The 23303-nt window shown below is 30.8% G+C and carries 25 protein-coding genes and 1 other RNA gene; 9 read left to right on the top strand and 17 right to left on the bottom strand.

The window, feature by feature from the left end; genetic code table 11:
- From BLQ93_RS03705 to BLQ93_RS03685, 5 genes are all read right to left on the bottom strand, one after another.
- Positions 1 to 745 (bottom strand): HAMP domain-containing protein (locus BLQ93_RS03705; RefSeq protein WP_159427480.1); only part of this gene is annotated, 745 nt, incomplete at its 3' end.
- A 20-nt stretch (positions 746 to 765) separates the two neighbouring features.
- A complete protein-coding gene (locus tag BLQ93_RS03700; protein ID WP_092128236.1) occupies positions 766 to 966 on the bottom strand; it encodes a hypothetical protein in 201 nt (66 codons plus the stop codon).
- 15 nt (positions 967 to 981) lie between these two features.
- Positions 982 to 1353, bottom strand: a complete 372-nt coding sequence (locus BLQ93_RS03695) for a Rid family detoxifying hydrolase (RefSeq protein ID WP_092128235.1) — start codon at positions 1351 to 1353, stop codon at positions 982 to 984.
- Between the two features lie 97 nt (positions 1354 to 1450).
- On the bottom strand, positions 1451 to 2371 hold the full coding sequence (locus BLQ93_RS03690; protein WP_092128233.1) for a sulfurtransferase: 921 nt from the start codon (positions 2369 to 2371) through the stop codon (positions 1451 to 1453).
- 75 nt (positions 2372 to 2446) lie between these two features.
- Positions 2447 to 3319 (bottom strand): patatin-like phospholipase family protein, encoded by an 873-nt coding sequence (locus BLQ93_RS03685; RefSeq protein WP_092128231.1) that lies wholly within the window; start codon positions 3317 to 3319, stop codon positions 2447 to 2449.
- Between the two features lie 86 nt (positions 3320 to 3405).
- On the opposite strand from BLQ93_RS03685, the gene BLQ93_RS03680 reads away from it, so the two are divergent.
- Positions 3406 to 4290 (top strand): ketopantoate reductase family protein, encoded by an 885-nt coding sequence (locus BLQ93_RS03680; protein ID WP_025391608.1) that lies wholly within the window; start codon positions 3406 to 3408, stop codon positions 4288 to 4290.
- Here BLQ93_RS03680 and BLQ93_RS03675 read toward each other — a convergent pair.
- A complete protein-coding gene (locus tag BLQ93_RS03675; RefSeq protein WP_143338670.1) occupies positions 4287 to 4679 on the bottom strand; it encodes a TlpA disulfide reductase family protein in 393 nt (130 codons plus the stop codon). The genes BLQ93_RS03680 and BLQ93_RS03675 overlap by 4 nt on opposite strands.
- 149 nt (positions 4680 to 4828) lie before the next feature.
- On the opposite strand from BLQ93_RS03675, the gene ftsH reads away from it, so the two are divergent.
- Entirely contained in the window at positions 4829 to 6625 is a 1797-nt protein-coding gene (ftsH, locus tag BLQ93_RS03670) for an ATP-dependent zinc metalloprotease FtsH (protein WP_092128227.1), read from the top strand.
- Positions 6615 to 7811 (top strand): dihydropteroate synthase, encoded by a 1197-nt coding sequence (folP, locus tag BLQ93_RS03665; RefSeq protein ID WP_092128225.1) that lies wholly within the window; start codon positions 6615 to 6617, stop codon positions 7809 to 7811. Before ftsH ends, folP begins: the two co-directional genes overlap by 11 nt.
- Here folP and feoB read toward each other — a convergent pair.
- Together feoB and BLQ93_RS03655 are read right to left on the bottom strand one after the other, a co-directional pair.
- Positions 7800 to 9692 (bottom strand): ferrous iron transport protein B, encoded by a 1893-nt coding sequence (gene feoB, locus BLQ93_RS03660; protein WP_092128223.1) that lies wholly within the window; start codon positions 9690 to 9692, stop codon positions 7800 to 7802. The genes folP and feoB overlap by 12 nt on opposite strands.
- A complete protein-coding gene (locus BLQ93_RS03655; protein ID WP_025391603.1) occupies positions 9689 to 9913 on the bottom strand; it encodes a FeoA family protein in 225 nt (74 codons plus the stop codon). Before BLQ93_RS03655 ends, feoB begins: the two co-directional genes overlap by 4 nt.
- A gap of 104 nt (positions 9914 to 10017) precedes the next feature.
- Between BLQ93_RS03655 and BLQ93_RS03650 the strand changes: the two genes are divergently transcribed.
- Both BLQ93_RS03650 and trpS read left to right on the top strand, forming a co-directional pair.
- Positions 10018 to 10650, top strand: a complete 633-nt coding sequence (locus BLQ93_RS03650; RefSeq protein WP_092128221.1) for a site-2 protease family protein — start codon at positions 10018 to 10020, stop codon at positions 10648 to 10650.
- The gene (trpS, locus tag BLQ93_RS03645; protein WP_092128219.1) at positions 10651 to 11643 is read left to right on the top strand and encodes a tryptophan--tRNA ligase; all 993 of its coding nucleotides are present in this window, start codon (positions 10651 to 10653) and stop codon (positions 11641 to 11643) included.
- On the opposite strand, the gene accC is transcribed toward trpS, so the two are convergent.
- From accC to BLQ93_RS03610, 7 genes are all read right to left on the bottom strand, one after another.
- Positions 11634 to 12983, bottom strand: a complete 1350-nt coding sequence (accC, locus tag BLQ93_RS03640) for an acetyl-CoA carboxylase biotin carboxylase subunit (RefSeq protein WP_092128217.1) — start codon at positions 12981 to 12983, stop codon at positions 11634 to 11636. The genes trpS and accC overlap by 10 nt on opposite strands.
- A 9-nt stretch (positions 12984 to 12992) precedes the next feature.
- Complete coding sequence (gene accB / locus BLQ93_RS03635) at positions 12993 to 13457, bottom strand: acetyl-CoA carboxylase biotin carboxyl carrier protein (protein ID WP_025391599.1); 465 nt, start codon at positions 13455 to 13457, stop codon at positions 12993 to 12995.
- 151 nt (positions 13458 to 13608) lie between these two features.
- Complete coding sequence (locus BLQ93_RS03630) at positions 13609 to 15468, bottom strand: citrate/2-methylcitrate synthase (protein WP_092128215.1); 1860 nt, start codon at positions 15466 to 15468, stop codon at positions 13609 to 13611.
- A complete protein-coding gene (locus tag BLQ93_RS03625; protein WP_092128213.1) occupies positions 15443 to 16783 on the bottom strand; it encodes an ATP citrate lyase citrate-binding domain-containing protein in 1341 nt (446 codons plus the stop codon). Before BLQ93_RS03625 ends, BLQ93_RS03630 begins: the two co-directional genes overlap by 26 nt.
- Before the next feature lie 78 nt (positions 16784 to 16861).
- Complete coding sequence (locus BLQ93_RS03620; protein ID WP_092128211.1) at positions 16862 to 17629, bottom strand: enoyl-CoA hydratase/isomerase family protein; 768 nt, start codon at positions 17627 to 17629, stop codon at positions 16862 to 16864.
- Positions 17630 to 17635: 6 nt separating this feature from the next.
- Entirely contained in the window at positions 17636 to 18181 is a 546-nt protein-coding gene (locus BLQ93_RS03615; RefSeq protein ID WP_092128209.1) for a helix-turn-helix domain-containing protein, read from the bottom strand.
- A gap of 26 nt (positions 18182 to 18207) precedes the next feature.
- Positions 18208 to 18690, bottom strand: coding sequence for a V4R domain-containing protein (locus tag BLQ93_RS03610; RefSeq protein WP_092128207.1), 483 nt, complete (start codon positions 18688 to 18690; stop codon positions 18208 to 18210).
- A gap of 266 nt (positions 18691 to 18956) precedes the next feature.
- Between BLQ93_RS03610 and BLQ93_RS03605 the strand changes: the two genes are divergently transcribed.
- From BLQ93_RS03605 to hemW, 3 genes are read left to right on the top strand one after another with little or no spacing between them, the layout of a single operon-like run.
- Positions 18957 to 19919 (top strand): tRNA-specific 2-thiouridylase, encoded by a 963-nt coding sequence (locus BLQ93_RS03605; RefSeq protein ID WP_092128205.1) that lies wholly within the window; start codon positions 18957 to 18959, stop codon positions 19917 to 19919.
- A complete protein-coding gene (locus BLQ93_RS03600) occupies positions 19909 to 20415 on the top strand; it encodes a hypothetical protein (RefSeq protein ID WP_092128203.1) in 507 nt (168 codons plus the stop codon). Before BLQ93_RS03605 ends, BLQ93_RS03600 begins: the two co-directional genes overlap by 11 nt.
- Positions 20412 to 21518 (top strand): radical SAM family heme chaperone HemW, encoded by a 1107-nt coding sequence (gene hemW, locus BLQ93_RS03595; RefSeq protein WP_092128201.1) that lies wholly within the window; start codon positions 20412 to 20414, stop codon positions 21516 to 21518. Before BLQ93_RS03600 ends, hemW begins: the two co-directional genes overlap by 4 nt.
- Before the next feature lie 41 nt (positions 21519 to 21559).
- Here the strand turns inward: hemW and BLQ93_RS03590 are convergent, their stop codons facing one another.
- Positions 21560 to 21844, bottom strand: coding sequence for an RNA recognition motif domain-containing protein (locus tag BLQ93_RS03590; protein WP_025391235.1), 285 nt, complete (start codon positions 21842 to 21844; stop codon positions 21560 to 21562).
- Between the two features lie 151 nt (positions 21845 to 21995).
- Here BLQ93_RS03590 and ssrA point away from each other — a divergent pair.
- Positions 21996 to 22363, top strand: a transfer-messenger RNA (tmRNA) gene (ssrA, locus tag BLQ93_RS03585).
- Between the two features lie 3 nt (positions 22364 to 22366).
- Here ssrA and BLQ93_RS03580 read toward each other — a convergent pair.
- Positions 22367 to 23215, bottom strand: a complete 849-nt coding sequence (locus BLQ93_RS03580; RefSeq protein WP_092128199.1) for a tetratricopeptide repeat protein — start codon at positions 23213 to 23215, stop codon at positions 22367 to 22369.
- Positions 23216 to 23303: the final 88 nt, after the last annotated feature.

Here is a 23303-nt window from a genome sequence, read left to right as displayed (position 1 = left end):
TTATTTCTTTTGCTTCATCGGAAGATACCCTTATGTCTTCTGTTGATCTTGCAATACCGGATAGTGCATTTGCTGTGTCTTCTGTTGCGTGTGATATCTCTTTTGTGTTTGATGATACCTGCTCGCTTGAAGCAGATATTTGAGCAGCTGAAGTGGCAAGAGAGTTTACAGAAGATTGGACTTCTTTTGCCTTTGAAACAATCTGGCCAACAATATCTTTAAGTGTTGATATGAATTTGTTGAGATTGTCTGTTAGTTCTCCAAATTCATCATTTGAGTCCTTTGGCAATACAATAGTTAAATCACCACCACCTTTGGCAAGGGTGGAGACAAGAGAGTTTATATGAGAGAGGGGTTTAAAGATTTTACTAAATAGTACTTTCCACACTGCCAAAACTACTGCAAGCATTATAACCATTGCTATGGCTATTATTACAATGGTTATGGCCATTGTATTTTCCATTTTCAACTTAATATTTTCAAAGTTTTTTCTTTCATTTGAAATGAGCTCTAAAACAAAAGATCTTGCTTTTCTCCACTGAGGCGTTTCTTCTTTTACAAGCAAATTATATGCTTGTTTTTGATCTATCCTTGATAAAGCCTGAACCTTTAGTTGCAGTATATCATCTTTTTTAAGCAACTCTTTTAGTTTTTCAAGTTGAGATTTTTGTCTAAAATCTGCAACACCAAAACACTTATCAAAAGATTTATCCATGGAAATTGAAGCATTTTTGTAATTTTGCATAGCCTTTGTATCGCTTGGGTTTAGAAGAATATTTCTTGTTGCCTGGCCTTTTTGCAAACCTTGAGCATAAATTCAATATTATTTAAGTAAACAATCTGTTTATCTAAGTTGTGAATAATATTTTTTAAATTTAAACCTGCCATTATCACAATTGCAAAAAACACTAAAGCACTAAAAAAATAAAATCCATTTGAAAAATTAAGTAATTTTTTAATACTCATACACATTTCACCTTTTTATACTTGGGCTATGGCTTCTATCTCCACTAAAGCATCTTTTGGTAAAGCTGCTACACAAACAGCTGATCTAGCTGGAGGCTCTTTTGTAAAAAATTCAGAATAAACTTCGTTTATTATAGAAAAATCATCTTTTTGTGTAAAAAATATTGTAATTTTAACAACTTTTTCTAAATTAGAACCAGCAGAGTACAAAATAGATTTTAAATTGTTTAAAACCTGCCTTGTTTGCTCTTTTGTATTTGATAACAAATTACCTTGACTGTCAATGCCAAGTTGGCCAGAAATAAAAATAAATCCACCTACTTTTATAGCCTGTGAATAAGGTCCAATTGGCTTTGGTGCATTTTCAGTAAAAATAATTTCTTTCATTTTAACCTCCGGTTTTACTATAAAAAAGTATATTAAATTTAATTTTCATTGTCAACAAAGGGCTTAAAACTAATGTCTTAAGCCCTTTGTAGGAGGGTTATTGTGCTATTATTGGTATGTCATTTTCACGAGAGATTTCTGCCATAGAGCCATCATAATCACTAATAAGCATTGTATCGAGCATTGCTTGACCTATAAACCACAAACCACTTGCTAAGTGTCCAGTATTACAATAGGAAATTATTGGTTTGTTTATATCAACACCTGCATCTGCTAAAACCTTTTCTATTTGTGCTTTTGGTTTTATAACCCAATAATCTTTTTCTTTTTGCATATAGTTTGCAACATAAACCCATTTGGCACCCTTTAAGTGACCAAATCTTGCTAGTCTTTTATCTTTTGTATCCTGCCCGCTAAATTGCTCATAATTTCTTGCATCAACTAACTGGACAAGGTCTTCATGATTCAATGCCCATTTAACAAATGGAAGGAAAGAAAAAACCGTTGTTCTATTTCTATCAATTACAAAATTTGATTTAGGCAATCTATACTCACCTTTAGCGATTGGCTTTTTCTCATCTATCCATTTCTCATACCCCCCATCCATGTAGTAAATATCTTTTACACCAGACCAATACAAAATAGCTGCAACTCGCGTTGCATTTGTTAAAAAGAAATGTGGTTTATCAAAATTTTCACCAGAGTATACAATATAGGTAGCATCCTTTTTTAAACCAAAATTTGATAATTTTTCTTCGAGTTGCTTATTGTGGGGAACCAAACCTACCACTTCACCTCTTTTTTCACTCAACATAGCATTTGTTAAGTTAATTGCTTTTGGTAAGTGACCGTTTAAATAATCTTTTTCGCTTCTTGTGTCAATTACAATAATATCTTTATTTGTGCTAATTAGTTGAGCAGCCTGGTCTGTGCTAATGATCCCTAGTTTAGCAAATGCTAGATTAAAAAAGCCAAAAAACAAAGTTGCTAAAATAACCAAAAACCACTTACGAAACATAAAAAACCCCTTTTTATATAATCTTATAATATAATAATTTAGTTATTAGATTTGTCAAGTATTTATTTAACTTACTTATATAATGTCTTTTTCTCCATAAAATTCGAGAGCTTTTTTTGTAGCAATTTGACCTATCTGGATTAATTGTGAGGCTTTGTGAAAATCATACATTTTACAAACATCCTGAGGAATTTCTATTAAAATATCTACTTTGTTTTCAGCCAGTCTATAAGATTTGAGAGCGTTTTGTATTATATCAAATGATGTAGCTGCTATATCAAAAATAGAATATTGCTTTTTTTGATCTTTTTTAAATTTTTTTGAAATTTTATTAAATTGTTTTAATAGCAAATTTTGCTGTTTTTCTTCATCTTTTTGTATTGTTATGTCATACTTAGTTTTAACATTTGAATTTATATCCACTGCAACAACATAATCACTTTGAGTGTTTCTTAGTGCACCAACTGGTAAATTATTTAGTATTCCACCATCAACATACAAATGACCATCTTTTTCAACTGGATAAAAAATAGATGGTATAGCACTTGAAGCTTTTATTGCAAAAAGCAAATCACCTTTATCAAACCATACTTCCTTTTTATTTACAATATCAACGCTAACAGCACAAAATTTAACTGGTAAATCTTCTATTAAAACATTTGGCCCAATCATTTGCCCAAGCACATTGAAAAGCTTATCCGTTTTAATCAAACCGCCACCTACGGTAAAATCAAGCAAATTAATAATATCAAGTTTATAAAGATTTTTAACCCACTCCTCATAATCGTTTAATTTGCCTGCTGCAAACATAGCACCTACTACAGCACCCATTGAAGTAGCTGCTATTGCATTTATTTTAAAACCATTATTAACCAATTCTTTTATTACACCAATGTGAGCATAGCCTCTTGCAGCGCCACCACTTAGTGCAAGCGAAACTGTCTTCATTGATAACAAAATACATTTTTTTTATTTATAGTCAATTTTTTTGACAAAAATTTGTATTTGCTTTAAATTATAAAAGGAGGTTTGCAATGAACATTTTGATTTATGGTAGCGGTGCTTTGGGTTTACTTATGGGATATTTTTTAGAAAAAGAAAACTCTGTTGATTACATAGGCAAAAACCCATCACAAAAAACTTATAATATCAAGATAGGCTCAACTGTTAATACACATACATTTAATATTAAGGACAAAATTGATAAAAAATACGATTGCATTATTCTGGCTACAAAATCTTTTGATGTTGATTATGCCATCGAAAATATTCTAAAAGCCACACAAAATACACCTATATTAACAGTTCAAAACGGTATTTACACAGAAGAAGTATTGCTATCAAAACTTGATAAAACGCTTATTTTTCCTATTGCAAGTTTAATTGGCGCAACAATAAACGACAATGTGTTAGATAATTTTATGAACAACGGTCAAAAAATAGGTTATTTTTTAAATAAACAAAAAGCTATGTATTTTGCCCAAAATTTTAATAAATGTGGATTAAATACAATGGTTGTTGATAACATAATGAGTGAAAAATGGTGGAAGTTTATATTTTACTGTAGCTGTGCTACTATAAATGCTCTAACTGGCCTTAAAAGCTTCGAAAAAAGCGAACTTGAATTTTCTTCAAAGCTATCTAGAGAAATTGTTGATGTATTTGACAAACCTCACGGCATAGATTTAGACCAAATCGCCGATCAAGTAATAGATTTTGCAAGCAAATTTAAACCAGATGTATGGAAAGCAAGTGTTGGCGAAGACTTAAGAAAAGGCAAAAAAACAGAAATTGAATACCTAAATGGCTATGTGGTTAAAGTGGCAAAACAAATTGGCAAAAATGCTCCATATAACGAAAGTTTATATAACATTGTAAAAATACTTGAAAAGACAAAACTATTTAGCAAACTTGTTTAGAGAAGTATATTTATATTTGTGCTTAAAAAATAAAAATCCCTGAATCCAACAAATCTTTCTATTATATTGCCGTTTTTATCAATTAAAATTGTAGTGGGAGTGTAAGCAACGCCTCCAAGTTTTGACAAATCTGATTGGTTTATTGTATATACAGGATATCTGATTCCATAATAATCAATAAATGAATTTAAGCCGTCTGAATTTAGACTTATACCAATGATTTTAACGTTTTTATTATTTTTGTAGTAATTATAGAGCTTATTTAAAGAAGGAATTTCTTCTTGGCAAACAGGGCAATCCGTTTGAAATATATTTATTAAAATAACTTTACCTTTTAGTGATAGTAGGTTTATATTGCCAGTGTTAACACCATGTAGATTTATATCCATGCTGGTGTTTTTTGGGCTACATGAAACTATGGCAAAAAAAAATATAAAAAACAAAGTCCATTTAAACTTTCTCACAGTTTGGAATAATATCACATTATCTTGAAGAATACAATAATTTTTGATATAAGATTTAGCGGGAGGAATGAAAGATGGTAAATTATAGAAATATTGTCATTTGGCTTGGTATTATCATAGCGACTATTATTTTATTTAATATATTCAATAAGTCTCAATATAGTCAAAACCAAATGAGCTATAGCGAATTTGTTAGTTCTGTTAATTCAAATCTGATTAAAAAAGTTACGATTAAAGACGAAAAAGAAATATATTTTAGTATAAATAACGAACAATACAAAACCTATATTTTACCAGCTAGCGCTCCAAGTATTATTGATTTACTAACAAAGCACAATGTAAAAATAGATATCCTACCAAAAGAAAAAAACACAATGCTAGATATATTTTTAATGTATTGGGCTCCAATGATTGTTTTTTTAATATTATTTTTTTACTTTTCAAACCAAATGCAAAAAGGCGGTAAAGTTTTGTCGTTTAACAAAAGCAACGCCCAGCTTATAACATCTGACAAAAACCCTATAACTTTTAAAGATGTTGCAGGCGTCGAAGAAGCAAAAGAAGAATTACAGGAAATTATAGAATTTTTAAAATATCCAAAAAAATTTATTCAACTTGGTGCAAAAATACCAAAAGGCGTCTTGCTTGTAGGACCACCTGGTACTGGCAAAACATTACTTGCAAAAGCTGTTGCTGGTGAAGCAAAAGTACCTTTTTATAGCATAAGCGGATCTGACTTTGTAGAAATGTTTGTAGGTGTTGGTGCAAGCAGGGTTAGGGATTTATTTGCACAGGCGAAACGCTCTGCTCCCTGCATTGTATTTATTGATGAAATAGACGCTGTGGGTAGACAGCGAGGAGCTGGCATAGGTGGTGGGCACGATGAAAGAGAACAAACGCTAAATCAATTACTCGTAGAAATGGATGGCTTTCAAACGCACGAAAGCGTCATTATAATGGCGGCAACAAATAGACCAGATGTATTAGACCCTGCGCTTTTAAGACCAGGCAGGTTTGATAGAAGGGTAATTGTATCAAAATCTGACGTAAGAGGGCGTCTTGAGATACTTAAAGTTCATACGAGAAACATACCACTTGCTAAAAATGTAAACTTAGAAATAATAGCCAAATCAACACCTGGATTTTCTGGGGCTGATTTATCAAACCTTGTAAACGAAGCTGTACTCTTTGCTGCCAGAAAAAACAAAAAAGAAGTTGAGATGGAAGATTTTGAACTAGCAAAAGATAAAGTACTTATGGGACCAGAGAGAAAAAGCGTTATTATTAGCGATGAAGAAAAAGAAATTACAGCATATCATGAGTCAGGACATGCAATTGTAGCTAAACTTTTGCCAAAAACAGATCCAATCCACAAAGTAACTATAATACCGCGAGGCATGGCTCTTGGTGTAACGCAACAGCTTCCTGAAGGCGATAAATATACTTATGACAAAGAGTATTTAATAAATAGAATATGTGTACTTTTAGGTGGTAGAGTATCAGAAGAAGTTATGTTAAATACCATAACTACGGGCGCTGGAAATGATATCGAAAGGGCTACTGATATAGCAAGAAAAATGGTTTGCGAATGGGGTATGAGTGAACTTGGCCCACTAAATTACGCTACAAGCAAAGATGAAGTTTTTTTAGGTAGAGAGATTGCAACACATAAAAACTTTAGCGAAGATACGGCTCGTCTTATTGATAGAGAAATTAAAAGAATTATAGATGATGCGTATCAAACCACAAAAAATATCATATTGCAACATAAAGGTCATATTACAAAAATGGCTCAGACACTTCTTGAAAAAGAAGTTATAACTTCAGCTGATATAGATGAAATCTTAAAGGAACCACAAAGTGAAGTTTGATCTAATAAAAATACACTCAAAAGATCAGGCAAAACAATTAATGCAAAATATTAAGGCTGACGATATTGGCATTGAACTAATGATAAACAAAACAATTAACCTTTCTTTTTTAATTTATGATTGTGATTTTTATATAGCAAATATTATAAAACAGGAAGCCCTATCATGTGGTATTGACGCATGTGTGTCAAAAGATACTATTACAGCAAAAACTGCAAAAACTGACTGCTTAGTTTTTGGTGACATAAAAAGACTGTATAAATTTTCCAATAAGTTAAAAATTCAAAACTTTAAAGACTTAAGAGAGCTGGGTGAAAAATTAAATAATCAATTAGACGCCTATTTTGGTGAATTTTTATGGAAAGTAGGCGAAAAAATCTTTGATCTAAAGAAAAATTATATCATTATGGGTATACTTAATGTTACACCAGATTCATTTTACGATGGAGGGAAATATGATACTGTAAGCAAGGCTCTATTTAGGTGCGAACAAATATTAAATGAAAAAGCAGACATTGTTGATATTGGTGCTGTATCAACACGACCCTTTAGTGAAACAGTACCAGTTGAAGAAGAAAAAAAGCGTTTATTTCCTGTTTTAGAAGCCATTAAAAAAAGATTTCCTCAGATAATTTTATCTGTTGATACATTCAATTCAAGTGTTGCAAAAGAAGCTTTTGAGTATGATGTTTCAATAATCAATGATATAAGTGGTTTTACTTTTGATGAAAAAATGAGCGAGTGTATATTGGACTGTAATTATTCTTGCGTTATAATGCATATAAAAGGCAAACCAAAAACCATGCAAGAAAATCCAATATACCAAAATTTAATCACAGAAATCAACGATTTTTTTGAAAATGCAATGAGCAAATTGTTAAAAAATAATTTTGATAAAAAAAAGATTGTTTTAGATCCAGGCATTGGTTTTGGCAAAACACTAAAACATAATATCGATATAATTAAAAATATAGAAAGTTTTAAAGTATTTGGCAGACCTATATTAGTTGGCTTATCAAGAAAAAGCTTTATTGGCAACATTTTAAACAAAGATGTAAACGAAAGACTATTCGGTACAATTGGGGCAAATGTTGCAAGCTATTTCAATGGTGCGCGCATCTTTAGAGTACATGATGTTGCTGCAAACAAAGAAGCACTTGAGCTAGCTTATCAGCTAAATAACTAAAAATATCAAATGAGCAATAAAAGCTAATACCGTAGCAATCAGTACACTTGATACTGTAATTAAAATTGTGCCTTTAAGCCTAATTTCTCTATACAGCGTAGAAATAGTTGCCAAACAAGGTATGTAAAACATGACAAATATAGTAAATACAAAGATTTGTTCAACGCTAAGCATTTTTGAAACAGCAGAAATTGAACTTAAACCCAAAGCCTGTGCAAGCATAAGTAGTGTTAATTCTTTTTTAAATATACCAAAAATTAGAACTATGCCAATAGCAACAGGTAAACCCAAAAGTTCCATAAATGGAGCAAAAACATAATTTATATATTTTGCAAAATTAAAATAATCAATTAACGAAAGCACAATACTTCCACCAACCAAAAGCGGTATGGCTACATAAACAAAATCTTTTATTCTATACCATGTTTTTATAATTGTTGTTTTTAATGTTGGTGTTCTATATGGAGGAATATCGAATAAAATCTCAGGACTAATCCCCGGTAATATCTTTTTTAGAATTGTTCCAGCAATACCTATCACAACAAGATTTAATAGGTAAAGCAAAATTGCATACACAGGACCAATAAAAAATGCTACAAGTCCCATAATTACTGTGGTTCTTGCAGCGCACGGTACAAGTGTAGCCAAAAAAGCACTGATAAATTTTTCCCTTTTGTCCCTTATTATCCTTGTAGCCATAACAGCAGGTACACTACACCCATACCCCATAATAAAAGGTATTACGCTTGTTCCATGAACACCGATTTTATGCATTAATGAATCCATTAAAAAGGCTATACGAGATAAGTATCCACTATCTTCAAGTATGCTGAGTATTACAAAAAAAGGCACTAAATAAGGCAAAGCAATTCCAATGGCAGCGCCTATGCCATCAATTGCGCCTTTTGTTAGCGACAACAAAAACGCATTATGAATGTTTGATTGCAAATATTCATCTGTAAATGAAAAAAACTTATCAATTAAACTCTCAAATGGAGAACCACCTTCAAATACTATAAAAAAAATAGCTATAAATATTAAAAATAAACTTACATAACCCCATATAGGGTGCAATAAAATTTCATCAATTTTTTCGCTTATTGGCAAACCTTTTGAGTCTTTTACTTTTGCACTATATTCAAAAATATCAAGACACAAAGCATGTCTTTCTTTTGTAATTTCAGCGCCATTGTTTAATAAAACCCTTGTAGTTTCAAGTAAATCTTGACACTTTGGATACCAGCTGACGATTTCTTCACATGCAGAAAAACCTTCAATGGCTTTTATTGCAATAAGCTTTGGAGGCAAAATCAATGTAGTTGCCTGAGATTTAAGACATTGCTCCAAACTTTCTATAAAGCTTTCAAGTCTTTTTGAATATATGCATCTTTTAATGGGTTTTTGAGCTGTTAAGGCTGCGCTAATCAAATCTTTGATACCTTTTGCCTGTTTTGCAATTACTGGAATTACTTTTACACCAATTGAATCTTCAAGTTTTGATATGTCAATTTCTATACCTTTCTTTTTGGCCTCATCCATCATATTTAATGCAACAACCATGGGCTTATCAAGTGAGATGAGCTCCAATGTCAATTCTAGGCCTCTTGTAATGGTTGATGCATCTAAAACATTGATAATACAGTCAAAATCCATGCTAGCTAAAGCTTTTACACTTTCCTTTTCTGCATCATCATACCAGCTTAATGAGTATGTACCAGGCAAATCAACTAACTCAATAGATTTATTTTGAAAGTAAAATTTTCCTATGGTATACGAAACTGTAGCACCTGGAAAATTTGCGCTAATACTTTTATACCCTGCAAGCTGATTAAATATTGTACTTTTACCGCAATTTGGTTGGCCTATTAGTGCAATTTTCATATCTCTTCTACGATTATTTTTTTTGCAATACCACGGCCCAACACTACATCACTACCTTCAATTGAAACAATCAATGGCCCGGCAAATGGTGCAAGTCGTTTTATCTTCAAAATAACTCCTGGCACAATGCCAAGCTGTAACAATCTTTCTTTTGATCTACAACCGGATTCAAATCCAACTACCCTTACTTCTTGTAAAACCTTTGAATCTATGAGTCTCATATTAGAATTTATATAGTAAGCAAATCTAGTTGTCAACTGTGTTAATTGAATAGTTGACAATTTTAAAAAATTAGTGCATTATTTGTGAGATTTAGGGGTGGACTTTGGATGCAAGCATAATCCTGGCATTGCCTGTTTTGCTGTTAGCTATAGTAATACATGAAGTTTCTCATGGTTATGTAGCGTATCTTTTTGGTGATTCCACAGCAAAAAGAGCTGGTAGATTAACACTAAACCCAATAGCTCATATTGATTTATTTGGCACAATACTATTGCCTGCATTATTGATATTTGTTAGATCACCGGTACTATTTGGCTGGGCAAAACCAGTACCTGTAAACTTTTATGCACTAAAAAATCCTAAAAGGGATTCAATATTTGTTGCCATTGCAGGTCCTGCGTCGAATATTTCAATGGCAATTTTTTTTGCAATAGTTTCATGGTTATTATTCTTTGCTTTTGGAAATAACACATCTGTTTTTTTAGAAGATGTGCGTATTATGTGTATGTATGGTGTTCAAATTAATATTATTTTTGCATTATTTAATTTACTTCCTATTTTACCCCTTGACGGAGGTAGAGTACTTGCTGGGTTACTTCCAAATAGACTTGCATATCAATATTCAAAATTAGAGCCTTACGGTATGTACATTGTAATATTGCTTCTTTTCCTTGGTGTTTTAAACTTTATAATAGCTATATCAAACCCAATTGTCAGTTTTTTGCTAGGAGGCTAAATGGCAATAGTTTTAAGTGGAATGAGACCAACTGGAAAGTTACATTTGGGAAATTTATATGGCGCTTTACAAAATTGGATAAACTTACAGGATAAATATAAATGTCATTATTTTGTGGCAGATTGGCATGCACTTACTACAGGTTTTAGTGAGTCAAAAGAAATTTATAATAACACACTTGAAATGATTATAGATTGGCTTGCATTTGGACTCGATCCAAAAAAATCAACTCTGTTTGTACAATCACTTGTAAAAGAACATGCAGAGCTTTTTTTGCTGCTATCCATGATAACGCCAGTAGGAAAATTAGAACGCGTACCATCTTATAAAGATCAAATTGCCCAGCTTGGTGAAAGTAGAACCGCAAATTATGGCTTTTTGGGATATCCCGTTCTCATGAGTGCAGATATTATTATTTATAAAGCAAACTACGTACCAGTTGGCATAGATCAAATAGCACATTTAGAATTTACAAGAGAAATCGTTAGAAGTTTTAATAATATAGTTCAAAAAGAAGTCTTTATAGAACCAGAACCACTTTTAAGCGAATTCCCAAAGATACTGGGCACAGACGGGCGAAAAATGAGCAAATCATACGGTAATGCAATCTATTTAGCTGACAGCGAAGATGAAACAGCCCAAAAAATTAAAACAATGTTCACAGATCCGCGCAGACTTAGAAGAACAGATCCAGGTGTAGCAAAAGAATGTGGTGTATTTATGCTTCACAATATCTTTACTGATAAGCAAACTTGCAATGAGATTGAATATTCTTGCGCAAATGCATCTATTGGTTGCACTGATTGCAAGAAAATACTAATTAAAAACCTTAATGAAAAATTAAGACCTATAAGAGAAAAAAGAAAACAACTACAAGAAAACAAAAAAAACGAAATTATCGAAAATATTAGAGAATCAAGCAAAACCGCCTCTCAAGCAGCTAAAGAAACACTCAATATTGCTAAAGAAGCGATTTTTAACAATTACTTGTGATTGTTTAAAAATACCCTGTCTATAAAGTTTGTGTCATAAGTATTGTTTATAAAATCTTCAGAAGATAGCAGTTTTTGGAAAAAATTTATGTTTGTTTTTATCCCTTCTATTTTAAACTCACTTAAGCTATTTAACATTCTTGTGCGAACTTCTTCACGAGTTTTACCACTTATTATTAATTTTGCTATCATAGAATCGTAGTATGGACTTACATTATAACCACAATAAATATGTGAATCTACTCTAGTATGAGCACCACTGGGTACAAATAAAAATTCGATTTTACCAGGCGAAGGTATAAATTTTTCTGGATCTTCTGCATTTATTCGGCATTCCATTGCACAACATTTTGGTTTTAGATCCTCTTGTTTAAATGATAATTCATAACCATAAGCAACCATAATTTGTTCTTTTATTAAATCTACATCGTAAACTGTTTCACTTACGGGATGTTCTACCTGAATGCGGGTATTGATTTCAATAAAATAAAAATTTTTTTCTTCATCAAATAAAAATTCAAGTGTGCCTGCATTCCAATATTTTAATATTGAAGCTGCCCTAACAGCCGTTTCTAAAAATTCTGCCCTTTTTTGTTCATCTAAATAGGGACTTGGAGATTCTTCAAGTAGCTTTTGGTGCCTTCTTTGAAGTGTACAATCTCTTTCTCCAACATGCACAATATTGCCAAATTTATCTCCAATGACCTGAGCCTCAATGTGTCTTGGATGTTCTATAAATTTTTCTACATATATATCTTCTCTGCCAAATGAACTTTTGGCTTCACTTTGAGCAGCATTGAATTCATTAACCAACTCATTTTCACTTCGAACAACTCTCATACCTCTGCCGCCACCACCCCATGATGCCTTAAGAAGTATAGGATAACCTATTGTATTTGCTACAGATTTTAATTCATCAAGATTTTTTACCGCACCATCACTGCCTGGTATCGTAGGTATATTATTTTGTTTTAATATTTGTTTTACTTTAGACTTATCCGCAAGACGCGCGATTGTTTCTTCATCTGGACCTATAAAAGTAACATCTAAATCATTGCAAATTTTAACAAATGTAGGATTTTCGCTTAGAAAACCATATCCAGGATGTACTGCATCTGCCCCTGAATTGTGAATAGCTTGAGCTAAAGAAAATAAATTCAAATAACTTTGCATAGATTGAGCTGGACCTATGCAGATAGCCTCATCTGCAAGCATAACAGGTATTGAGTTTTTATCTTCAACTGAGTAGCCAATGCAAGTTTTAATACCAAGCTCTTTGCAAGCTCTAATTATCCTTAAAGCAATTTCTCCTCTATTTGCAATAAATATTTTCTTAAACATACCTTACAATTAACCCTTTCTTACTAAAAATAAAGGTTGGTCAAATTCTACTTTTTGAGCGTTTTCAACAAGAATCTTTTCTATGGTGCAATCAAATTCAGCCTCAAGTTCGTTCATTATTTTCATTGCCTCTAAAATACAAAGCACTTCGCCTTTTTTTACTTTTTGTCCTTCCTCAACGTACGGCTTTGCATCTGGTGCTGGTGCTCTATAAAACGTTGCTACCATTGGAGACCTTATTTCAATTAAATTAGGGTCTTTCTCTGATTCTTGAGCGCCTTTTGCAACTATAGACTGCGTAGGGTATTGTGAAACTACTTCAGTAACTCTAAGATTGTCCTGGCCTACAACACTTTCGGGAAAAGCTTCTTTCTTTTTTAACGTAATTTCAAGCTCATCATCTTTGTAGCTAAACTCTACAAACTGACTATTTTCTACAATTTTAATGATGTCTTTGAGTGTTTTGATATCCACTTTTTCCTCCTTAAAACTAACTAAAACCAAAATACCACAAAATGTAAATTTTTGCAAATTTTCAATTAGTACTTAAAATAAATATATATTTTTTGTATAATTAATTAAATTTTAATAAAACTATAGCTAATACTCAAGTATAGCCAGAAAGTTAAACTTCCTGGCTATACTCAATTGTACTTTCTTCATCATATAAAATATCATCTACCGGATGACGATACAATGGCATATTTAACCGTTTTTCGTCTAAATAATGACCTATTAAACCTATAGTTCTTCCAATAACAAAAAAAGCATTGAAAGCACCCCTTTGGATAAGATTGTCAATATCTTTATTTTTGTAATTTAAAGCCCAAAACATATCTACGAGCGAAACGCCAATTGCACCATCAACATTTAAAATCAAATTTTCTTTTTTAGATGTAGTAACTTTTTCAACATCTAAAGCATAATTTATTAATTTGCAAGTGGGAAATTTATTAAAAACATAATTTTTAAGTAAACCAACTCGTTTATCTGGATTTTTAGTTGACTTTATTCTATGCCCTATGCCTGGTATAGGTATCTTTTCTACATTTTTCATATATTCTACAAAATCTTCTGGTTCCATTTTGTTTTCATATGCCATTTTAAAATATTTAGCAGCTGCATCTATTGCGCCACCAAACCTAGGTCCTATAGTTAGTATACCGCTTGCAATGCTAGCAGTTAAATCTTTCCCAGCTCTCGCAGTAACTCTAGTATTATGGGCACCACTAACAGCTGGCCCATGATCAGCTGTTAGTTTTATAATCAAATCTATAAAATTACTTGCCCATACAGGAAACTTTTGTTTAAACCACAACAAGCCAATAATATCAGTTACTGTATATTTTTTTTCTACAATCTCAGTAATAGGCATATTACAATAAGTAATTTCTTCTTTTGTATCATTGGAAATAGTGCATACAAAGTGTGTTTTTTTTCTTGCTTTGTTTGTCTTCACTAATGTTTCGCAATCTAAAGGTAAATCTATAATATTAATATCTTGGCTTGAGTTACCTACTGTATTATCTGTTAATGATTCGTAAAGCTCTTTTACAAGATATGGCAATTGATTAAAACCGTTTGGAACAAATATGCCAGCTTGTTTCATTGCTTTATTTTTTTGAACAGCACTTTCAGATGCTTTATCAGCTTTTGCGCCTGCATGTCCAAACTGAATTGAACCTCCAAAATAATCACTGACAGTTCCAATACACCAGCCAATAATTGGTTTTGTTATTAATTTGTTCTTTATTGCTTCAATAACTTTATACTCACTTTTACCACCAACCTCGCCTATCATTATAGAAAATTTAATCTTCGGATTTCTCTCAAACCTAATTAGATGATCAACAAACTCTGTCCCTGGAAATTTATCGCCCCCAATTGCTATACCTTCTGCTACACCATCAGCATATTGAGAAACAATATTAAAAAGTTCATTTAATAGGCCACCAGAGCGAGTTACTATACCTACGCTTCCTTCTTTAAATAATTTTGCAAGTTTTATGTTTTCAACTGCACCACCCGTATTTGCAATCTTAAAAGCATAGGGTTTTATACCACCTACTGATGCTGGACCTATAATCCACTTATTTAATTTTTTAGCTTGAATTGATAATTCTCTTGCAAATCTTTCAGGTACACCTTCAGCTGTTATTACTATAACTTTAATATTTGTTAATGCTAATGCTTCCTTTGTAATCTCGTATGCACTTCGAAATGATGCAAAATTAAGTAAAACAGATGCTTGAGGATGAAAAACCGATGCTTTTTTTAAAGAATCATATATTGGTATAAGTATTTCTTTGTTTCCATAAAAAAACTTTTCAAAATTCCTTTGAGAATTTGGTCCAACTATAGCTACTACGCTTGGATTTCTACCTATCATATAATCATAATCCAGCATTCTTTGGATAGCATCAAAATTTAAATTCCAAAATATTGCCTGTGTTCCTCTATCAAACAATGTGTATTCTTGATTCATTTTTTACCCCACTTTCTATTTCTTTATTTAAAATAGCTCTATCTACTATATCTGTAATAAACACTTCTGGACCATAAACCTCTATATCTAAACCTAATTCAAGAGCAGCATTTTTAATTTTATTTAAACCTTGTAAATAATTTGGCCCTCCCCTTCTAACATATATTTTAACACCTGTTTGTTTAAGTTTTTCAGAATATTTAAAAAATGCATCAATAATTCCATCGAACGTTTTGGAAACATCCGTGAAATTTGCTATTGCACCACCAATCAGTAATATTTTTTTCTGATTATTTATGCTTTCTTTTGTCATCAAATTAAGAATAGTTTCAGTATATTCCCTTACTTCCGACCTAGATGGATTACCAGAATACTCCCCATAGTTTGCAAGTTCATCTGCGTACCCAAGGTTTGCAACAGCATCAGCATAAACAACAGAAGCTCCACCTCCAGCTATTAATAACCAGATTTTACCCTTTGGGTTTAAAATTGTTAATTTCAAAGACGCACCAGAGTTTTTATCAAGCTCTTTAATGTACTTTTCTTCTTTACTTAATGGCCTAGAAAAACCTTGTGTAAATTCTATATCACCCCATTTTTTTCCCACTAAATACATTGCGGTATCATCAACCTTTGCCACTAAATCAAGAACAAAAACCCTATTATCAAAAATAACTAATGGGTTGATCTCAAAATATGTAAAATGCAAATCTTTAAAAAATTGGTAGGCGTTTGCAACAAACTCAGCATACACTAATTTATTTTGGATCTCACTTGGAATATTGGAATTTATAATAGAAATAATTTCTTCTTTACTTGCAAATATGGGTATTTTACAACATGTAGTTTTATCCCAATGTTCTTCTATGTCAATTCCTCCGTAAGCAGACATGTAGATATTGTCTGCATCTTCATCCATAGAAAATGCTACAAACGATTCATCTTTAGTTGAATGTTTCAAAAAAGGCTCAATTAGAAAATGCGTTAAATAACCTTTTGTGCTCTTAATGCTAATGCTTTGTTTACTTTTTTGTTTTATCCACTCAATAGCATCTTTTAAGAATATATCACCAGGTGTTTCCTTTTTAAAATAAACAAGTCCTAGTTTACCACGATTTCCAAACAACATATCTGGTTTAACAACTAAAGGTACTTTATCCAACCATGTATATTCTGAAACCATGCTTTCGAAATTAGTATGTTGTGTTACGAGTAAAGATTTAAAATCGTAGATTAATTTGTTCCCAAAATAACTTTCCCAATTTTTGTGCAAAATCCTTTTTGCATCAAATTCTCTAATCCCTCTTTCAGCCATTACCCCCTCCTTTTGGCTATTAATCAATTTTTAATTTATTTATAAATGGTTATTAATTAGACAGGGTTATCTCTAACTCTAATCATTTTTACCCCCTCTTTTTTTATTTATTTTTTTTATTAAAGTTGATTTTGTCTCTTCTAGGTTCACAATATAGCTAAATAAATCACTTGAATAATCAACTGCCTTATCAAATTCCATATCAGTTAGATTTTCAATACCAATTTTAGTTATTTCAATTGCACTACTATTTTTTTGAGCAATATTAAAAGCCAGCTTATAGGTTTCCTCTTCGAGAAATTTTCCATCAACTACTTTGTTAACCATTAACATTCTTTTTGCTTGATAGGCATTTAGTACTTTTCCAGTTAGCAACATTTCCATTATTATTTTTTTGCTCAAAGAATACCTCAAAGGCAAACTTGCTCCAATACCACAAAGTCCCACATTAATTGCTGTTATACCAATTTTAGTAGATTTTGAGCATACAGCCAAATCGCATGCAAACAAAAGTCCAGCACCATTTGCTACAGCATATCCACTAACACTTGCAATCGTAGGTTTTCTTAAGTGATGAATTGTATGATAAAACTCATTCATGGCATATACAAATTCTTTTGCTTGTTGAACGCTCTTGTTTTGTAATTCTTCTAAAGAAATACTTACACTAAAATACTTTTTACTACCTTGAATTATAATTACTCTAGTTGAATCATCTTTATCAAGTTCTTTAAGTGCATTATTTAAATCCGTTGCAAGATCAATATCAAAAGCATTAAACTGCTTTGGTTTGTTAAGTATTATTGTACTTATAAGTTCATTTTTTTTAATAATAATGCTCTCCATATAACCTCAAATATTTGGTGGTAAATCCACGCAAATTAATTCAGCATTAATTGTGTTTGTATTTTTTATTGTAATGTAATTATGATATGTTATATAAAAACTATCATGTTCATTTAAAATAATAATTTTATTATCTAAGTCTAACTCAATCGTACCTTTTAAAATATATCCAAATTTTTCGTCTTTAGGCTTTAGATTAATTATACACTCAGTATTAGGTTTAATAATTTTGTATGTTGGTTGCATTTTCTTAAACGAAAGATTTGAACATAACAACTTCTCTTCAATTGAATTATTTTGACGTCTTATTTCTAAATACTCACTTTTTTTGAAAAAAAACTTTTCTTGTTGGCTATTAGAAATCAGAATATCTCTAAAACTTAGATCAAGCGTATCTACAATCTTTTTTAATACCTTAATAGATGGTACTACCTTGCCATTCTCAATTTGAGAAATGTAAGCATCCGTATAGCCAATTTTTTTTGCAAGCTCTTTAATCGTCAAACCAACTTTTTTTCTTTGAATTTTAATCTTTTCAGCTTGTAAATTCATCGCTTCCCCCTCTTTTAAGCGACTAATTAACTTTTCCTTTTTATTTCAAATACGCAATACTGGCCTCCACATGCTTTACATTCTATTTCTTTAGGTTCAAAGCTGCCACCCATAAAAGTTTCCATCATACCAGCAAGACTTCCCCCAAGTGGTAAACAAACAGGCTTTTTGCTTGTTATGCCATCAGCAAAGATAGAATTATCAATTTTAATTAGGGCAAAATTATCTTCTAAATTAAATTCTATTACTTTTTGGTTATAAGCTTGAAGTGCAGCAATTATACATGTTTTAGTATCATCTTGTGTTAAATTTTCTCCTAACAATTTTTTGAGGTAAACTGCGGCCCGTGCCCCTGCTTTTTTACCTGATAAAACAAATATGCCGCCTAGTCCAAAACCGGAAAGCTTAATTAATTGAGAATAAAATTCCCTAAATACAGATTTTGGTAACGGAAAACTTTCAGATTCAAAATAACCTTTTGCTTTTTCATAAATTTCCCCCTCTTTCATTTTTCCCCCTCCTATCTTTGTTTTAGATTACTTTTTAATTAAATTACCATTTTCTTTCCTCCTTATTTTTTCACATTTACCATAAAATGCATTGGAAGTAAACAAAAAAATTAAAATTTACACTTTTAACATATTGTTTTATATAGTTTTACAAATTGTATTTATAAAAAAATATTTATTAATTTCTTATTTTAAAAAGTTAACTTTTGCAATGCAAAAACTTATATGATATTATTTAATAGAAAATTTTAATTTTTTGGGTGACAATGAAAAGTGTGCTTATTGGTGTAAGCGGTGGAATTGATAGTACTTTTTCTGCTATTTATCTATCAGAAAAAGGTTACAATGTTATAGCAATTAATTTAGTGCTAACAAGTAAAAATACAGTTTCAAAAGAAGTCATTGAGTTATTTAAAAAATATGACATTGACTTTTATACACTTGATATAAGAGATTATTTTAAAAAAACAGTAATTGATAGTTTTATAAACGACTATAAAAAAGGCTTTACACCCAATCCGTGTAGTATTTGTAATCCACTTGTTAAATTTAAAATATTGATTGAACAAGCAGACAAGTATAATACAGATTACATTGCAACAGGTCATTATGCTAATACTCAAGATGGTTTTATAAAAAAACACTTTTCAAATAAAGATCAATCTTATTTTTTAGCTTATCTGCCAAAAAGCACCATAGAGCGAACAATTTTCCCTTTAAAAGAATTTGAAAAAAAAGATATTAAAACTAAAATACCTCTTAATTTACAGGAAAGCAGCGATCTATGCTTTGTTAATGATTACAGAAATCTCATAAATCATACAAAAAGCGGTTATATTCTACACAATAGTCAAATAGTCGGTTTGCATAACGGTTTTCACAATTATACTGTTGGTCAAAGAAAAGGTATTAAATTTTCAAACGAACCATACTACGTAAAGAGCATTGATGCAGTTAATGGTAATATTGAAATTGCTAAAAGGCATGAGTTATATTCTGATAAATTTACCATAAATCAAATACATTTACTTAAAAGTAAAGAATGGTTTAATCACAATAAAGTAGAATGTCTCATAAGATTCAAAGCAAAAAGTACACTAGCAAAATTTGAACCAGATACCAGAAAAGTCTTTTTAGACGAAGCATTGTTTGCTATAACTAAAGGTCAGATTGCTGTATTTTACCATAATGACTTAATTGTCGGATGCGGAAGGATAGATGAAGTTTGAAGATATATTTAAAAATTTTGTAAAAACCAAATTTATAAGAAACTTAAGATACGAACCTCATATTGTTGAAACTATATCCTTTATAAAACCTGAATACTATTCTAATATCTTAGTTTTCTACAAACAAATAAATTATTTAAAATCTATATTACTTGAACATCTTCCTAAAGAAAATATATATGAATGCAATGTAGAAAATTTAGAAAATTGTACATTCGATATAAAATTTGATTGTATTGTAATATTTTTATGCAAAAACAGTTCGAATCAATATTCAATATATAAAATTATACAAAGCATATCAAATGCAGATTTATTTATTGTTGATTATTTAATGGGAAACAAGCTTTTCAATTTAGCCTTAAGATTATCAGATAAAACTTCTTATAATGATATAAAACAAAAAATACCATCCATATTTGAAGAAAAATTCTTGCTTATTGACGAGCTTATTAGCAAAAAAAACAATATTACTATTAAAAAATTCTCAACATGAATCTTTATGTTTATATTCATATACCTTTTTGTTATAAAAAATGTCCTTATTGTTCATTTATCTCATATGAAAAATCAATTAGCACAAAGCACCTCTACTTAAAAGCTTTGGTTAAAGAAATTGAAAGCTTTTTTTTGAAAAATAATTCATATAAAATTGAGACGATCTATTTTGGGGGCGGTACACCGTCATTATTAAAACCAGAAGAACTTGTGTTGATTTTAAATACAATCAAAAAATACCATATATCAAAAGCATGTGAGATAACAATTGAAGTGAACCCAAACAATGCAACTAAAAATTATCTACAAAAATTAAAAGAAATTGGTTTTACAAGAATAAGTTTAGGTATACAATCTTTTAATAATCAAAAACTTCAATTCTTACAGAGACTGCATAATGCTCAAGAAAGTTTTAGGGCTATAGAAAATACTATAGAGTTGTTTAACAATGTAAGTATTGATTTAATATATGGATTTGAAAATTTTAATATTTTGCAAGAAGACTTAAATAATGCTGTGCTTTTCCCACTAAAGCATATATCTGCTTATATTTTATCTATAGAAAAAGGCACTTTATTTTACAAACAAAAAGTTTATCTGCAAGAGGAAAATGTAGAAAAACAATTTTTATATTTAATAAAATTCTTAAAAAAACACAATATAAATCAATACGAAATTTCAAATTTTGCAAAAAAAGGCTTTGAAAGTAAACATAATCAAGCTTACTGGCAAAATTATGATTATATAGGCTTTGGTTTAAGTGCAAGCTCCCATATAAATTCTGTAAGGTACAAAAACACAGATAACTTAGATGATTACATAAACAAAGTTTTGTCAGATAAAAGTCCAGTTGTTTACAAAGAGAGATTAAATATCGACAAACAAATTAAAGAAGCATTTGTTATAGGTTTGCGTACAATAAAAGGCATAAACATAAATAACTTTAATCAAAGGTATAATTGCAATATAGAGGAAATTTTTAAAAAAGAACTTTCAAAGCACTACGAACTAAAAACTCTAAAAAAAGTTAGAGGTTCAATTAAAATTGCAAATCCCAAAAAACTCTTAATTTCAAATTATATATTATCTGATTTTATATAAAATATATAAGCAGGACTTACTGCCCTGCTTTTAAAAGTGGATTAAAATCTGTTTCTTGAGTTAGAGTAATTTGACCTTTGTCTTGGATTTGACTCCCTTGGTTTTGCTTCATCTACCCTGATGTTTCTGCCGTCTAAATCTGTGTTGTCTAAAGCGTCTTTAGCTTTTTGGGCATCGTCTTTTGATTCCATTTCTACAAAGCCAAAACCTTTACCTTCAATAACCTTTACCGATACTACATTACCATAACCTGAGAAAACTTCTTTGAGTTTCTCTTCCGTCGTTCGGTAATTTAAATTACCGACGTACAACTTGTTCGTATTCACAAAACACACTCCAAAAAAAATTTACTATTGATGCGCCTATAGTATGCACCAATTATGAATAGAATAAACCATAAATAATAAAAAGTCAATAAAAATTTTAAGATATTGACAAATTTTAAAAAATTATTATATTATATGTGCCTCTTAAAAAGGGGGTGTCTTTGGATTCGACAGGATGTAATAGTAGTTGGGAATCATGCCGATGTCTTATCTGATCGTAAAACAGATAAGAAAAAATAAACGCAAACTCTGAATTAGCTTTAGCTGCTTAATTAATCGCAGCTAGGTGGCTTTTGCTTATCGCTTGCTTTAGGTAAAAGCTGCCTAATATTTTAAGCAAGCATCGCTCAATCGAGTTCGTTTGCGCACTCATTGAGCGATTAACAAGCGCAAAATCGGACTTCTTTGGTTTGACCTTTGCCAAAAGGAGTCTTAAAATTAAAAAAGGTCTAAGCATGTAAAAAGTTTCCAGCTACGAGACATTACTGGACGCGGGTTCGACTCCCGCCACCTCCACCAAAATTAACTACCGTAGATTTCTTGTTTGGTGATTGTTGATTTCAAATCATATAGAAGTGTAGAAAATTCATCTGTTGATTTTATTAAATCTGCACATTCATATGCTTCTTTTATTTTATAATTTTTTGCGTATAGCATACCTGCTTGGTAAAAATCATCCAAAGCTTTTTTTACATTGTTTTTTTGCTTATAAACCAAACCTCTATTAAAATAAGCATCTGCATAATCTGGATTAATTTCAATCGCATTTGTAAAATCAGATTCTGCAGCTATTAAATTGCCTAAAATATAATATACAATACCTCGATTATAGTATGCTTTATAGCTTAGTGGTTGTATCTGTAGTGCTTTTGTAAAGTCATTAATGGCGTCTTGATAAAAAGCCAATTCATAATTTACCATACCTATGTTTATATATGCCTTATAAAAATTTGGATCATTTTGGATGGCTTTTGTTAATTCATCTTTTGCTTTTTTATAGTAAAGATAAGTATCATCATTTTCTAATGCAGTTGAAGCCATTTCGTTGTATACTATTGCACTATTATAGTAAGCATATGGATCGTTTGGGTCAATGCTTTGCGCTTTTTTGAAGTCTTTTAAAGCTTCATTGTATCTATTAAGTTCAAAAAACACAATACCTCTGTTTATATATGCCATATAATTATTTGGATTTTCTTCAATAGCTGCCGTATATTCTTCAATAGCCTGTTGAAATTGGTTTCGTTCATAACTGCTTTGAGCCTGTTGAAAGTATGCCATAGATTTTGCTAGATTTGATATTTCTTGTGCATAAACATTGTTTATTTGTACTACAAACATTACAGTGATTATCAAAATAATTTTTTTCATTTAAAACCTCCAAAAAGTATTTTTCTATAAGTAAATTTATATACGATAGTTTTCTAAAATGCAACAGAAAAATTTAATTTTTTCAAAG

This window comes from Desulfurella multipotens, assembly GCF_900101285.1.
GTDB classification, from domain to species: domain Bacteria; phylum Campylobacterota_A; class Desulfurellia; order Desulfurellales; family Desulfurellaceae; genus Desulfurella; species Desulfurella acetivorans.
The sequence above is the reverse complement of the archived record's forward strand: the minus strand, read 5'-3'. Positions and strand labels throughout refer to the sequence as shown.

What these genes read in the sequence shown, in the direction of transcription:
- BLQ93_RS03700 (WP_092128236.1), bottom strand. Translation starts at nt 966, where the DNA reads ATGAGTATTAAAAAATTACTTAATTTTTCAAATGGATTTTATTTTTTT.
- BLQ93_RS03695 (WP_092128235.1), bottom strand. Translation starts at nt 1,353, where the DNA reads ATGAAAGAAATTATTTTTACTGAAAATGCACCAAAGCCAATTGGACCT.
- BLQ93_RS03690 (WP_092128233.1), bottom strand. Translation starts at nt 2,371, where the DNA reads ATGTTTCGTAAGTGGTTTTTGGTTATTTTAGCAACTTTGTTTTTTGGC.
- BLQ93_RS03685 (WP_092128231.1), bottom strand. Translation starts at nt 3,319, where the DNA reads ATGAAGACAGTTTCGCTTGCACTAAGTGGTGGCGCTGCAAGAGGCTAT.
- BLQ93_RS03680 (WP_025391608.1), top strand. Translation starts at nt 3,406, where the DNA reads ATGAACATTTTGATTTATGGTAGCGGTGCTTTGGGTTTACTTATGGGA.
- BLQ93_RS03675 (WP_143338670.1), bottom strand. Translation starts at nt 4,679, where the DNA reads ATGGATATAAATCTACATGGTGTTAACACTGGCAATATAAACCTACTA.
- ftsH (WP_092128227.1), top strand. Translation starts at nt 4,829, where the DNA reads ATGGTAAATTATAGAAATATTGTCATTTGGCTTGGTATTATCATAGCG.
- feoB (WP_092128223.1), bottom strand. Translation starts at nt 9,692, where the DNA reads ATGAAAATTGCACTAATAGGCCAACCAAATTGCGGTAAAAGTACAATA.
- BLQ93_RS03655 (WP_025391603.1), bottom strand. Translation starts at nt 9,913, where the DNA reads ATGAGACTCATAGATTCAAAGGTTTTACAAGAAGTAAGGGTAGTTGGA.
- trpS (WP_092128219.1), top strand. Translation starts at nt 10,651, where the DNA reads ATGGCAATAGTTTTAAGTGGAATGAGACCAACTGGAAAGTTACATTTG.
- accC (WP_092128217.1), bottom strand. Translation starts at nt 12,983, where the DNA reads ATGTTTAAGAAAATATTTATTGCAAATAGAGGAGAAATTGCTTTAAGG.
- BLQ93_RS03630 (WP_092128215.1), bottom strand. Translation starts at nt 15,468, where the DNA reads ATGAATCAAGAATACACATTGTTTGATAGAGGAACACAGGCAATATTT.
- BLQ93_RS03625 (WP_092128213.1), bottom strand. Translation starts at nt 16,783, where the DNA reads ATGGCTGAAAGAGGGATTAGAGAATTTGATGCAAAAAGGATTTTGCAC.
- BLQ93_RS03620 (WP_092128211.1), bottom strand. Translation starts at nt 17,629, where the DNA reads ATGGAGAGCATTATTATTAAAAAAAATGAACTTATAAGTACAATAATA.
- BLQ93_RS03615 (WP_092128209.1), bottom strand. Translation starts at nt 18,181, where the DNA reads ATGAATTTACAAGCTGAAAAGATTAAAATTCAAAGAAAAAAAGTTGGT.
- BLQ93_RS03610 (WP_092128207.1), bottom strand. Translation starts at nt 18,690, where the DNA reads ATGAAAGAGGGGGAAATTTATGAAAAAGCAAAAGGTTATTTTGAATCT.
- BLQ93_RS03605 (WP_092128205.1), top strand. Translation starts at nt 18,957, where the DNA reads ATGAAAAGTGTGCTTATTGGTGTAAGCGGTGGAATTGATAGTACTTTT.
- BLQ93_RS03600 (WP_092128203.1), top strand. Translation starts at nt 19,909, where the DNA reads ATGAAGTTTGAAGATATATTTAAAAATTTTGTAAAAACCAAATTTATA.
- hemW (WP_092128201.1), top strand. Translation starts at nt 20,412, where the DNA reads ATGAATCTTTATGTTTATATTCATATACCTTTTTGTTATAAAAAATGT.
- BLQ93_RS03580 (WP_092128199.1), bottom strand. Translation starts at nt 23,215, where the DNA reads ATGAAAAAAATTATTTTGATAATCACTGTAATGTTTGTAGTACAAATA.